At 46.4% G+C, this 13,157-nt stretch carries 11 protein-coding genes, 1 rRNA gene and 1 pseudogene; 7 read left to right on the forward strand and 6 right to left on the reverse strand.

Annotated elements, in window-relative coordinates; genetic code table 11:
• Positions 1–4 precede the first annotated feature (4 nt).
• From AUL54_RS09710 to AUL54_RS09735, 6 genes are all read left to right on the forward strand, one after another.
• Complete coding sequence (locus tag AUL54_RS09710) at positions 5–1,249, forward strand: exo-beta-N-acetylmuramidase NamZ family protein (RefSeq protein ID WP_060963728.1); 1,245 nt, start codon at positions 5–7, stop codon at positions 1,247–1,249.
• A 137-nt stretch (positions 1,250–1,386) separates the two neighbouring features.
• Positions 1,387–2,982, forward strand: coding sequence for a bacillibactin transport transcriptional regulator Btr (gene btr, locus AUL54_RS09715; RefSeq protein ID WP_060963729.1), 1,596 nt, complete (start codon positions 1,387–1,389; stop codon positions 2,980–2,982).
• An 87-nt stretch (positions 2,983–3,069) separates the two neighbouring features.
• Entirely contained in the window at positions 3,070–4,026 is a 957-nt protein-coding gene (locus AUL54_RS09720) for an iron-hydroxamate ABC transporter substrate-binding protein (RefSeq protein WP_060963730.1), read from the forward strand.
• A 19-nt stretch (positions 4,027–4,045) separates the two neighbouring features.
• On the forward strand, positions 4,046–5,053 hold the full coding sequence (locus AUL54_RS09725; RefSeq protein WP_060963731.1) for a FecCD family ABC transporter permease: 1,008 nt from the start codon (positions 4,046–4,048) through the stop codon (positions 5,051–5,053).
• A 1-nt stretch (position 5,054) separates the two neighbouring features.
• The gene (feuC, locus tag AUL54_RS09730) at positions 5,055–6,065 is read left to right on the forward strand and encodes an iron ABC transporter permease FeuC (RefSeq protein ID WP_060965081.1); all 1,011 of its coding nucleotides are present in this window, start codon (positions 5,055–5,057) and stop codon (positions 6,063–6,065) included.
• Positions 6,062–6,814, forward strand: a complete 753-nt coding sequence (locus tag AUL54_RS09735; protein ID WP_060963732.1) for an alpha/beta hydrolase — start codon at positions 6,062–6,064, stop codon at positions 6,812–6,814. The genes feuC and AUL54_RS09735 overlap by 4 nt, the downstream gene beginning before the upstream one ends.
• Here the strand turns inward: AUL54_RS09735 and AUL54_RS09740 are convergent.
• The 5 genes and pseudogenes from AUL54_RS09740 to AUL54_RS09760 form a co-directional block, all read right to left on the reverse strand.
• The gene (locus tag AUL54_RS09740) at positions 6,803–7,744 is read right to left on the reverse strand and encodes a bile acid:sodium symporter family protein (protein WP_101605622.1); all 942 of its coding nucleotides are present in this window, start codon (positions 7,742–7,744) and stop codon (positions 6,803–6,805) included. The genes AUL54_RS09735 and AUL54_RS09740 overlap by 12 nt on opposite strands.
• Positions 7,745–7,894: 150 nt before the next feature.
• Positions 7,895–8,131 (reverse strand): annotated as a pseudogene (locus AUL54_RS09745) (STAS domain-containing protein); the annotation flags it as partial.
• A gap of 110 nt (positions 8,132–8,241) precedes the next feature.
• Entirely contained in the window at positions 8,242–9,288 is a 1,047-nt protein-coding gene (locus tag AUL54_RS09750; RefSeq protein ID WP_060963734.1) for a zinc-dependent alcohol dehydrogenase, read from the reverse strand.
• The gene (locus tag AUL54_RS09755; protein WP_060963735.1) at positions 9,263–10,213 is read right to left on the reverse strand and encodes an inositol monophosphatase family protein; all 951 of its coding nucleotides are present in this window, start codon (positions 10,211–10,213) and stop codon (positions 9,263–9,265) included. The genes AUL54_RS09750 and AUL54_RS09755 overlap by 26 nt, the downstream gene beginning before the upstream one ends.
• The gene (locus AUL54_RS09760) at positions 10,210–11,478 is read right to left on the reverse strand and encodes an aspartate aminotransferase family protein (RefSeq protein WP_016936939.1); all 1,269 of its coding nucleotides are present in this window, start codon (positions 11,476–11,478) and stop codon (positions 10,210–10,212) included. The genes AUL54_RS09755 and AUL54_RS09760 overlap by 4 nt, the downstream gene beginning before the upstream one ends.
• Before the next feature lie 228 nt (positions 11,479–11,706).
• On the opposite strand from AUL54_RS09760, the gene AUL54_RS09765 reads away from it, so the two are divergent.
• Entirely contained in the window at positions 11,707–12,918 is a 1,212-nt protein-coding gene (locus AUL54_RS09765; RefSeq protein WP_201025263.1) for an MFS transporter, read from the forward strand.
• A gap of 92 nt (positions 12,919–13,010) precedes the next feature.
• On the opposite strand, the gene rrf is transcribed toward AUL54_RS09765, so the two are convergent.
• Positions 13,011–13,126 (reverse strand): 5S ribosomal RNA (gene rrf, locus AUL54_RS09770).
• Between the last annotated feature and the right edge of the window lie 31 nt (positions 13,127–13,157).

A 13,157-nucleotide genomic window follows, 5' to 3' on the forward strand; every position in this document is an offset into this window, starting at 1 on the left:
GATCATGAAAACACATACGGCTGCACTTCTCGCCGGACTTGTCGTCATCAGTGCTATGACGGCAGTCTCGGCGGCTTCTGACAGAAACACACACACTGCCAAAAAACCAACCATCCAAACAGGCATTGACCGCCTGCTGAAAGATTATAAACAAGAACTGAAGGGAAAAAGAATCGGACTGATCACTAATCCGACCGGTGTGAACTCAACATTAAAAAGCAGCGTTGACGTGCTTTACGAGGCACAAGACATGCATTTGACGGCATTATTCGGACCTGAGCACGGTGTTCGCGGCGACGCTCAGGCCGGAGACAAAGTCACATCCTATATAGATGAAAAAACAGGGCTTCCCGTCTACAGCCTGTACGGAGAAACGAGGAAACCGACGCCTGACATGCTGAAAGATACCGATGTGCTGATTTTCGATATTCAGGATGTCGGAATGCGATACTACACCTACATTTATACAATGGCCTATGCCATGGAGGCGGCCAAAGAAAAAGGCATTCCTTTTTATGTCTTGGACCGGCCGAATCCGCAAGGCGGACGACATCCGGACGGCCCGGTTCTTGAGCCTGACTACGCTTCATTTGTCGGACTGTATCCAATCCCGCTGAAACACGGCATGACCATCGGCGAGCTTGCTCTTTTATTCAATAAAGAGTTTCATATTGGCGCCGACCTCACCGTCGTAAAGATGAAGCGCTGGAAGCGGACGATGACCATTGAAGATACCGGCCTGCCGTTCGTCCTCCCTTCGCCTAACATCCCGACCCCGAACAGCATATTCGCTTATTCGGCGACAGGACTAATCGAAGGCACGAACGTATCTGAAGGAAGGGGTACAACAAAGCCGTTTGAACTTATCGGCGCACCTTATATGAAAAGCACCGAGCTCGAAGAACGCCTTAACAATCTCAAGCTTCCGGGCGTCACCTTCAGAGCCGCTTCATTTATCCCCAGCTTCTCCAAGCACCAGGGCAAGCTATGCCACGGCGTACAAGTCTACGTAACGAACAGAAACACCTTTGAAGCGGCAAAAACAGGGCTCTCCATTCTGAAAACCATGTATGACTTATATCCGAAGGACTTCTCCTTTCTGCCGACAGGAGCTTTTGACAAGCTGATCGGCAACGGCTGGGTACGCAAAAAAATAGAACAAGGCGCTTCCATTCAAGACATCACCACCACCTATCAACGCCGGCTTGACCAATTCAAGCTTGTAAGAAAGCAATACCTCATATACTGACAACATTCGTGTTACACGTGTAACATTTTGACGCATTTCACATTTCCGCTTTTTATAGGAAAACATTCATTTATTTGGTACAATTCAAATGATAACAGTTATCATTTAAATGAATGTTTCCTAAAAGGTGGTTTCTCATGAAAAACACATTATTCTTTCACCCAATTGATATCATCTCCGTAAAAAAAACAGCAGACCTTTTGTCAGAGCATCAGCTCACTGATTCCCCGGTACTGATCTTTCATGTGACAGGCGAGGGACAAATTGATATCGGAACAGACAGCTTCCCGCTGCAGAAGGAGACGCTCTACATCTGTCCTTGTGATGAGACATTCAATATTGACCCTGCACCGTCAGACGGCATCCATTTATATATCGTCAGACTCCGTATTTTCTCATATTCATCAGATGATAAAGCGATGCTTCCGGATAACGGGGGAGACATCTTCCGCGGACTTCAGCAAATGAATTTGCAAACGGTTGAACACCTGACAAGCCGGCTTCAGTCACTTTCCGAAAACGCGCGATCGGCGGATGAATTGCAGAAAATGAAATCAACAGCCGACTTTCAGCAGCTGATGTACGACCTTTATGCCGCAAAAGTGTGCCATCAAAACAATACAAAAGCGGCGATCGAACAGACTAAACAATTCATACATGCACAATCCGATACAAAAATCACACTCACCCAGCTTGCTCAAATGGCGGGAATCAGTCCTAAGCATTACAGTGAAACCTTTAAAAAACTATATGGACAAAGCGTAACAGAATATATCACAGACATCCGCATAACCAATGCGAAAAAACTGATGGCCAAGGCCAGCTGCAAACTGCGGGAAATCGCTCATCAAATCGGCTACCAAGACGAATTTTATTTCAGCCGCATCTTTAAAAAACATACGGGCAGCTCACCTACAAGCTATATGAAAAAAAGGCGCAAAAAAATGGCCGCGTACGGGAAAGAAATGATGGGACATCTGATTCCTCTGCATCACGTGCCTTACGCTGCAACGCTTCATCCGAAATGGACGGCCTATTACTATAAACAATTCTCTTCAGACATTCCCGTGCACCTCAGCGCTTACCGCTATAACGCAAATTGGGAAGAGAACCTGCATACGCTGTCTCAAGCTGCGCCGGACATCATTTTCAGTCTGGATTCTGTCAGTGAAGAAGAAAAACAGCGTCTGAATGACATCACCGAAGTTTTCTACATTCCGACTCAAGACAATTGGAAAGACCAGTTTCTTCACGTAGCTGCATACTTAAATGAAGAACAGGAAGCCCGGCACTGGCTTGAAGCCTATCAAAATCTCGTACACTCAGCAAAAGACGCTCTTGAACACGTGCGGCATCAGCGTTTCTTATTTGTCCGTATATATAAAGAAAATATGTATATCGCCCATAACAACAGCATTGAGGATGTCTTCTTCGGTGATCTGGGCTTTACCTCCGCAAAACCGGAATCTTTTGCTCCCGACGAAAAGATTTCATTGGAAATGCTGGCGGATTGCCAAGCTGACTGCATCATGCTTTTCACTTGCAAAGAACCGGAAACGCTTCGCTATTTTCAGCGCATTCAGCAGTCTGAAATATGGCAGAACCTTAGAGCCGTCAGCAATAAACGAGTGTTTCCCGTTTCATCTGACCCGTGGATTGAATATTCTCCAAGCGGGCATCAGCGGATGATTGAACAAAGCATTTCCTTTTTTTCCGAAGATCGTCCATGGTAATACCGGAAATTGTCCATGGTCTTATCTTTGTTCATTCTCTATAATTCCAATTGATAATAGTTATCAATTGAACAGGAGGAACAATAGATGAAGAAATTGGCATTCGCTTTCTTGATTTTGCTTTTGGCTTTCACGGCCGCGGCTTGCGGAAGCTCAGAAACATCTGATACAGCAAGTAAAGGTAAGGACGCTTCTTCAAATAAAAAGAAAATCGAATATCTCGGAAAAACATACGAAGTCAAAGCGCCGACTGACAAAATCGCCATTACGGGCAGCGTAGAATCAATGGAAGACGCCAAATTGCTCGACGTCCATCCGGCAGGAGCGATATCATTCTCCGGCAAATTCCCGGAACTGTTTAAAGATATTACAGATAAATCCGTATCAACAGGTGAAAAAATGCAGCCGAATATGGAGAAAATTCTTGAACTGCAGCCGGACGTCATTCTGGCATCAACCAAGTTCCCTGAAAAAACGATAAAAAAATTGAGCGGCACGGCTGAGACCATTCCTGTCTCTCATATCTCATCAAACTGGAAAGAGAACATGATGCTGCTTGCCCAGCTTACAGGCAAAGAGGAAAAAGCAAAAAAAATCATTGCTGATTACGATCAGGATCTGAAAAAGACGAAAACAAAGATGAACAGCAAAGCAAAGCAGGCAAACGCGCTGGTCATCAGAATCAGACAAGGAAATATTTACATTTATCCTGAACAAGTTTATTTCAACTCTACGCTTTACGGTGATTTAGGCCTGAAGGCGCCGGACGAAGTGAAAGCGGCGAAAGCGCAGGAGCTGATTTCTCTTGAAAAATTAAGCGAAATGAACCCCGACCATATATTCGTACAATTTTCTGATGATGAAAACGCAGATAAGCCGGATGCCTTGAAGGACTTAGAGAAAAATCCGATTTGGAAGAGCCTGACGGCAGTCAAAAAAGACCATGTATACGTCAATACGATCGATCCATTAGCCCAAGGCGGTACCGCTTGGAGTAAAATCCGCTTCTTACAGGTTGCGGCTGACAAATTGACTCAAGACTAATAAAGAGTAGGTTTTTCACATGTATGCAAAACGGCGGACACACATTATTATCATCGCTTCACCGATTGCCATTGTTCTGTCACTGCTGCTTTCCGTTTTATACGGTGCAAAGCAGCTTGACTTCCATACCGTGTTCTCCGCATTGCTGCACTTTAATCCGGAGAATACCGACCATCAGATCATATGGCATTCAAGAATCCCGAGGGCGGTTGGCGCGATGTTTATCGGCGCCGCCCTTGCTGTTTCCGGGGCGCTCATGCAGGGAATCACACGGAACTATCTGGCCTCGCCTTCGATCATGGGTGTGTCGGACGGCTCCGCTTTTATCATTACCCTTTGCATGGTATTGCTCCCTCAATCAACATCCATTGAAATGATCATATACTCGTTTGTCGGTTCCGCATTCGGCGCTGCCCTTGTTTTCGGGCTGGCCTCCATTCTTCCCGGCGGTTTTACCCCGGTGCAGCTTGCCATTATCGGAACGGTGACCAGTATGCTTCTCAGCAGTCTGTCGGCTGCGCTTTCGATTTATTTTCAAATCTCGCAGGATCTCAGTTTTTGGTACAGTGCGAGACTGCATCAAATGAACCCTGATTTTTTGAAACTGGCCGTCCCGTTTTTTGCACTCGGAATCATCACAGCCATGATTCTCAGCAAAAAGGTCACAGCCGTATCATTAGGAGACGACATTTCAAAAAGTCTGGGACAGCAGAAAAGAACCATCAAACTCATGGCAATGGCGGCCGTTGTCATATTGACCGGAAGCTCGGTGGCGCTCGCCGGAAAAATTGCCTTTGTCGGTTTGGTCGTTCCGCACATCACCCGTTTTCTCGTCGGATCGGACTACAGCCGGCTGATTCCCTGTGCGTGCATCATCGGCGGCGTCTTCCTGACCCTGTGCGACCTTGCCAGCCGATTGATCAATTATCCGTTTGAGACGCCTATTGAAGTTGTCACTTCTATCATCGGTGTTCCTTTCTTTCTTTATTTGATTAAAAGAAAAGGAGGGGATCAGCGTGGTGCGTAAAATGGCCGGAATCTATATCATTCTGATTGCTCTCATCCTGCTCGTAAGTTATTTCAGCATGACCAGCGGGTCTTTTTCAGCAAAACCGGGTGAACTGCTCAGTGCGCTTTTCCGCATCCATCCGAATCCTCAATATGACATTTTGCTGTTTCAGCTGAGGCTGCCGCGTATTGTCATGGCGGCTGCCGTCGGACTCGGATTGGGGGTAGCCGGAGCCGTTATTCAGGCCGTTACCAAGAACGGGCTTGCCGATCCCGGCATTTTGGGCATCAATGCCGGAGCCGGTGCGGGAATCGTCATGTTTATGCTTCTGTTTCAGGGTCAATCTGAAGCGACGGCGCTTGCCTCCGCAATGGGCATGCCTGTCTTTGGGCTCATCGGCGGATTGATGGCGGCCGTGCTGATTTATATTTTCGCCTGGCACCGGGGGCATTTAGAATCCGGAAGAATTATTCTTGTGGGCATCGCCATGAATTCCGGATTCAGCGCGCTGTCTTTATTTCTTTCATTAAAAATGGACCCGCAGGATTATGAGATGGCGATGGTCTGGAAGAATGGCAGCATCTGGTCGGCAAACTGGATGACCATTACCGCAATACTGCCGTGGCTGATCGTGTTCATTCCTCTGCTGATGGCGAAAACGTCATTGCTGGATACCATTCGTTTCGATGAGGACACGGTGAAAAGCCTCGGAGTCTCAACCAATAAAGAAAAAACCATTTTACTCGTTGCCTGCATCGCTTTGATCAGCGCATGTGTAACCGCAGCGGGCAGCATGGCATTTGTCGGACTGATCGCGCCTCATATTTCCCGCAGGCTTGCCGGCATTGAACACAGATATTCATTACCTGTCAGCGGACTGGTCGGTATGCTGCTCGTCATATCCGCTGATTTTGCGGGCAAATTATTCTTTCAGCCTTCAGAGGTTCCGGCGGGCATTATTCTTGCGATTCTCGGCGTTCCTTATTTCTTTCTTCTTCTGTTTAAGCAAAAAAAGGAGTTGGACGCTTGAGAGGCACACTTACAAAACACCGGATAAACGGAAAGGAATGCACGGTGTACCTTCCTCCCTCCGCTCCGGTTCAAACGAGGGCTTTACCCTGTGCCTACGTGCTTGATGGGGGCGATTTGTTTTTAGAGCAGATGGAGAAGCTTGAACTCCGATTCGCAAACGGAAAACTCCCTGAATTGATTCTCGCCGGCATCAAACCGGATAACAGGCTCGATGAGTACACGCCATGGCCTGTGCCTTCCCTGAGTCCTGCGTTTCCTGATTTCGGCGGCAAAGGGAGCCTCTTTCTTGAGGAGCTGACAAACGTCATCATTCCAACGGTTGAAAGTATGCATCCCATGTCTGCCGATCCGGATACAAGAGGACTGATCGGCGCATCATTAGGAGGACTGTTTTCGATATATGCGATGGTACTGAAGCCTGAGACATTCGGCAGAATCGGCTGTATTTCCGGGTCCTTTTGGTATGAAAAATCGGCTGACTTTGTCCGCTCCGCGTCTTTGCAGCCGGCACGGCAGCGTATCTACATGTCTGTCGGGAGCCGTGAAGCAGAGCATAAAAACAACATTCAAAACACCATGATCCAAAAAAATCGAGACGTGCATGAAAGCCTGAGACAAAAAGGCTTTTCTCAAACGCAGCTCTCTTTCACGATCGAAGAGGGCGCCGTGCACCATCAAGAAGCGTTCAAAAGACAATTCAATTCAGCTCTAAGCTGGCTATACGGAAAAAACCGCTCACGTGGCTGAGCGGTTTTTTTCATACTTCATCACGACCGGTTTAAGTTCAAAACGTCTCAGCAAATAGCCGAACAAAGCGGCAAGGATTTGCTGAAAAAGCATCCCGATGACGACCGGAACCGCCACTTGGGACGGAAAAAAAGAAACGGCAAGAACTGCTCCCGCACTGATATTACGCATGCCTCCCGTATAAATCAGAGACACAATTTCATCCCGGCTCCGCTTCATCAGCCTTCCGATCAGCCAAGCCACGGCATAACCCGTCATGGCAATAAAAAATACCATAGCCGCGATGCCCGCAAACTTGATATCCACGTGCGTGATATACGGCGCGATTTCCGAACTGTTAATGGCGATGACAATCATCAGACAGATTTTTGAAAATGGAGACAGCGTCCGGCTTATCGCCTGAGTCCTTAGCGGCGGAGAAAACTGGTTGACCATCATCCCCGCGATAGACGGGATCACCACCATTTCCGCCAGCCCTTTCATCATTCCCCATACATCCATCTGAACATTTGCCCCGGCCAGGACAGAAAGGCTTAACGGTACGATAAAAGGAGACAGCACGGTATCAACAAGGATAATAGACAGCGTCAATCCGACATTTCCCTTATACATCGCAGCCCAAATCAAACTCGTAATTCCGGTCGGGATTACCACACCCATAATCAGCCCCGTCACGGTTAAAGGGTCACCGCTGAATATCAGATGGCCGCTTCCCCATGCAAAAACAGGCATGAAAATATGCAGAACAAACAATGCCATAATCATCGGGAGCGGCTGCTCAATACTGCGCTTCAGCGATTGAAAATTGGCACTCAGACTGCCCGTAAATGTAATAAATGCAAAAATCCACGGCACAGCCCCGGCCATCCAGCTGATATGCTGAGATAACAGCACACCTGCCGCCACACTTGACGGAGTCAACAGCGGCATGATTCTCCCCAACACTTGGTTCAACTTCTGAAGCCACATCATATGCAAGTCCCCTATATACGGTTTTCAAGTCTCATTCATTATAACAATGCACACCGGCGAATTTAACCGAAAAAAAGCCCGGATATATTCATCCGGACTTCACAAATTCTATGCCATTTGTTTCATTAAATCTCGGCTTTTCTGATTTAATCCCTTTAATTCAGCTTCAATCCCATATTCTTTACATTTGCCGACAATTTTCTCAAGAGCCGCCGCTCCAGAATCATCCCACACGTGAGCATCAGTCAAATCAATGGCAATCCGCTTCACACCTTCATCATAAACGATCGCATTCATCAGCTCAGACACGGAAGCAAAAAAGATCTGTCCCGTTACCTTATATGTCGTTGAGGAAAGGAATGGTTAACAAAGAGTATCATATTAAATGTTAAGAGAATGCACAAGACCGGGTAAATCAGAAAAGAAAACGGCTCTCACTGGAGCCGCTTCCGCTTTTATAAAAGTTCCGGATCAGACACAAGAATGGTTTTTATTGCACTGATATCCTTTCTTTCTTTTGTCACCGGGTCGATGCCCATGAGATGATCAATGGCTTCTTCATAATTCTTCAGTTCTGTCTTTTCAGTAATGAAGTCATAGAGCTGGGGGAGATCGGAGGCGCATGCTAACGCGGCTTCCATGATCTGCCGGGCTTCACCTGTGCCCACAATCGTCACGCCGTTTGACAGCAGCTGGTACGGCCTGACCGTCATCTCATACGTATCATCAAAGCCCATCGGCACAATTCTGCCTCCCTTTTCAATAAAAGGATAAGCCCAATCAAGCTGGTTGCCGATCGCGTCAAATATCACATCAAATTTTCTTCCTTGATTAATCCGTTTCACTTCATCTACAGTCAATGCTTCAGGATGGTAGACATAATCCGATATCCGGCTTGCCGCCTCACTCCGGAAACTGCCTATTTCAGTCGCAACCGTCAATCGCGCCAGTTTTTTTACCATCATTTGCACAAGCAGTCCGATCGGTCCGGACCCCAAAACCAAAACCGAGTCCTCCGGCTGAATCGAAGCCTTATCCACAACATTCAGCACACAGGAGAGAGGTTCAACCAATGTGGCCCGCTCCCATTCCATTGAATCCGGAATTTTGTACATGAACCTGTCTTCCCCCACGTAATATTCCGCAAACGTCCCGTGCGCCCCGATTCCGAGCTGCCAATCCTCAAAGGTTTCGCAATAACACGTCAGCCCTCTCCGGCAATAATGGCATTTCCCGCAAAATTGCGTAGGATCTATCACGACGCGGTCTCCGACTTTTACATTTGTCACGTCCGGTCCAACTTCCGTGACCGCTCCCACTGATTCATGCCCCATAATCATATGATGGGTCGCATTCATTTTTCCCTTCAGCACATTTAAGTCCGTGCCGCAGATTCCGGTGCCGAAAATTTTCACCTTCACATCATTGGATTTTCGAATTTGAGGCTCGTCCACCTCTTGATATTCAAGCTTATCATTAGGAGTCCAGACCAACGCTTTCATATCTCTCTTCCTTTCTGCCCCAGCGGATTTGGTCTAATAATGTTTGATGAAGCTCCTTCGTTGATGCCGCAATACACGATTGCTGATTCTGATAACTTAAATCTGTCAGAAGTGTTTCGTCCAAAGACCGGCCGTACGCATCTGTAATGACCACTCCCGCTTTCTTTGCCAAAAAGACGCTTGCGGCAATATCATAAGGAAATAAGTGCAGCACCTGTCCGTTCCCGACCTGCTGAAAATCTGAAAGCAGTTCCGGATCATCTTTCAGCAGACGATTGCCTATATCCACATAAGCATCCATCTGCCCCGTAATAATTCGTGAAATCGAATAAGAAGCGCTGTTGAAAACAAAGACTCCGCCGTTATTGGCTGACCGGTCAATCAAATGACCGTATGCGTCCGTCATCAGCTGCGCCGGATGCCCGTTAAACTCAAGGCTCCAAAACATATTCTTAATATCCTGCACTCCGCTCAAATTCGGCAATTCTCCCTGATACCCCTTAAACTGAATGGCATCGCTGTAAATATCACCGTACATATAAGCGCCCGATTTCAATTCAAGCAAAAAAGCAAATTCGATATCCTTAATCTTTGCGTTTGGCTTATATGAAGCAAGCGCAATCGAAATACATGACATTTCAAGCCCCGCGGCGGCCGGACGTGTTCCGTCTATCGGATCTACAATTAAAATATATTGCGGATCTTCTCCAATCAGCTTCAGACCCCCATCCTCCGTGTAAAAGGCAACCGGATGGCCCTTTTCTTGGATATAATCCAGCACCGCCTCCTCAGCAGCGGCGTCTATATTAAATTGCGCGTCGCCACCAGGTGAATATCCGTTAACAAGCCGGTTTTTCAGTGTGCCCTTTTGATTTTTCACCTTTTGATAAACAAATTGTCCAAGCTCAATGATATAGTCTCTCACTTGATTTCCTCCAATAGCTTGCGAAGTCTGTAGCAGAGCACCTCAGCTTCACTAAGTGTAATGGTTAAAGGCGGACGGATTTTAAATACATTTCCGAATCCGTAACGGGATGTCCGGAGAATCAGCCCGTAATCCATCGCCCGTTTGGCAATATAATTGGTCAATTCCACATCCGGTTCATTGTTCTCTTTGACAATTTCCACACCGATCATCAGACCGACGCCTCTTACCTCAGAAATAAAAGCAAAATCCTCTTTCATCGTTTCTAAGCAATCCATAATATAATGACCGACTGTCGTTACGTTCTCCAAAAATCCCGGACGCTGCATGATATCTATGGTTTTACAAGCGGCAGCGGCGGCCATCACATTTGACCCGTACGTGAAGGAGTGCGTATACCCCGGAAGCCCGGTGTACTTGTCCTCCGTCAGAGTGGCGGCGACTTGGAAGCCTGTGCCTCCGAGACCTTTTGCTACCGTCATCATATTAGGTTTCACATCGAAATGGTCCGCGGCAAACATTTTGCCCGTCCGTCCGAACCCGGTCTGAATTTCATCAAAGATCAGGGCGATTTCATGTTCATCACAAAGCTTCCTCAGCTGTTTAAAATACTCTTTAGGCGGGACGACGTTTCCGCCATTTCCGGATATCGGCTCAATAATCATGGCGGCAATTTTTCCATTGCTCGCATACTCAATAAAATCGTTAATTCTTTCTACGCACAGCATACCGCACGAATCCGGTTTCTGATTATAAAAACAGCGGCTGCAATAGGGATCTGGAACTTGTAAGCCAAAAGAAATTTGCGGCGGGAAAGGTTCTTTTCTGAATGAGTTGCCGGACAAAGCGGAAGTCATATACGTTTGTCCGAGGTGGCTTCGAAATAAGGAGATGACATCGGTTTTTCCGGAGTAATACTGAGCCATTTTAATAGCTCCTTCATTTGCTCCGGAACCGCTGCTGACTTTAGGGTGTACTTTTGTGAGATTATCGGGGGCGATTTCTACTAGTTTTTCTGCTAGTTTATTTACGGCATCTGTTTGAAAGGACGATGTCACATGGATCAGCTTGTCGGCTTGATCTTTAACCGTATCAATGACCTCTTTGTTACCGTATCCTAAATTCAAGTTAAACGTGGCAGAGGCGCAATCAATATACTCATTTCCCTCTTGGTCGTACAGGTAAATCCCTTCTCCGCGCTCCATGACTACATCGTCAACACTGTAATACAAGCTGTCTGGATTCGTGATTTCCTTCGTTCCCACAAATACCACCCCTATGAAATTATTAGAAACTCGCTTTTTATCGTATTAATTATTGAAAATAATGTCAACGATCTTTCTTGTAAAAAATGTTAACAATTTGTTAACGTTACCATAAGGGATGTACGTGAAAAGGTTATGTGATATAGTAACAATACTTGGATTTTTTGTAAAAACAACATGTCATACATGTAGAGAGAAAAATTATTTTACCAATAAGGAGATAAAATGATGAAAACTCGTCTGCTGTGGATAAGCTGTTTCTCTTATGGATCGATTGCTTTTACACTTGTCATTCTTGGAGCCGTACTGCCTGAGTTACTCACACATTATTCACAAAGCTACAGTAATGGCGGAGTATTAGTATTTTCTCAGTTCATGGGCTTCCTCATAGGTGTTATCGGAATGCCTTACATGGTGAAAAAACTCGGACGCAAAAACGCCGTTATCGTTGGGCTGGCGCTCATCAGCTGTGAAATTTTCATCACCTTCCTGCCGCCCTGGCCGCTGCTCTTTCTTCTCGTCAGCCTCGCAGGACTTGGCGCAGGATTGGTGGAATCCTGCGTAGGCACAATCATCCTCACAGCTATAAAAGAAAGACAAGCCGTGGCCATGAGCAAGATGGAAGTGGCTTACGGATTAGGGGCGCTGTTCATGCCTCTGCTCTCAGGCTTTCTTATCAACAATCACATGTGGACAATTGCTTTCTTAGTATTAGGGTTATCCAGTTTTGCACTTTTAATCGCATGGAAGCAAATGAGTTTCGGCAGCATTGATGAGCTTCTCATACGCAAAGAGGTCTCTTCTGATGATACTAAAAAGAAAAGCCCCGGGTATCGGTCACACGGACTGCTGTTTATTGCGCTGGCGGCTGCTTATTTCTTCTTTTACGGCGGCAGTGAAGTTTCAATTGTGCATTTTATCCCCTCCATCTTCGCTGAAAAATGGGATATCCCCAGCTCCTTGGCAACGATAACAGTAACAGTGTATTGGAGCGGCATGATTATCGGCAGGTTATTAACAGGCCCGGTATCTGAAAAGCTGACCTATCACCGTTATCTCCGGATCATAAGTATTGGCGGTCTGGCTGCACTTGCTGTACTAGCTTTAAGTAAAAACGTATGGTTTGGTTTTGCCCTTTGTTTCTTCTTAGGATTGTTCATGGCCGGCATGTTTGCAATTGCCCTGATCATCACCAATCATTTTTACCCCGGAAAGACAGAAACGACCACCAGTATTCTGCTCGCTTCAAATGGATTAGGAGGTTCACTGCTTCCGATCGCTGTCGGCTGGAGCTTAGATGAATATCCCGCCCAAACCGCATTCTGGCTGTTTACCGCACTGATGCTTCTTATGCTGCTGATTGTATTCAGTTTAAGAATGCTCGAGACAATAAAATCACACAGTCTTCAAAATCACACCAGCAAAACAAAATCAATATAAACAAAAAAGCTAATGCCTTGGAAAGGCATTAGCTTTATATATACACATCTTTCATATAAAAAACCCAGTTCATGATGAACTGGGTCAAGATCGCTTGGCGGCGTCCTACTCTCACAGGGGGAAACCCCCGACTACCATCGGCGCTGAAGAGCTTAACTTCCGTGTTCGGCATGGGAACGGGTGTGACCTCTTCGCTATCGCCACCAAACCATTGAGAGTGTTCTCTCAAAACTAGATAA

Source organism: Bacillus sp. SDLI1 (assembly GCF_001553895.1).
Taxonomy (GTDB): Bacteria; Bacillota; Bacilli; order Bacillales; family Bacillaceae; genus Bacillus; species Bacillus siamensis.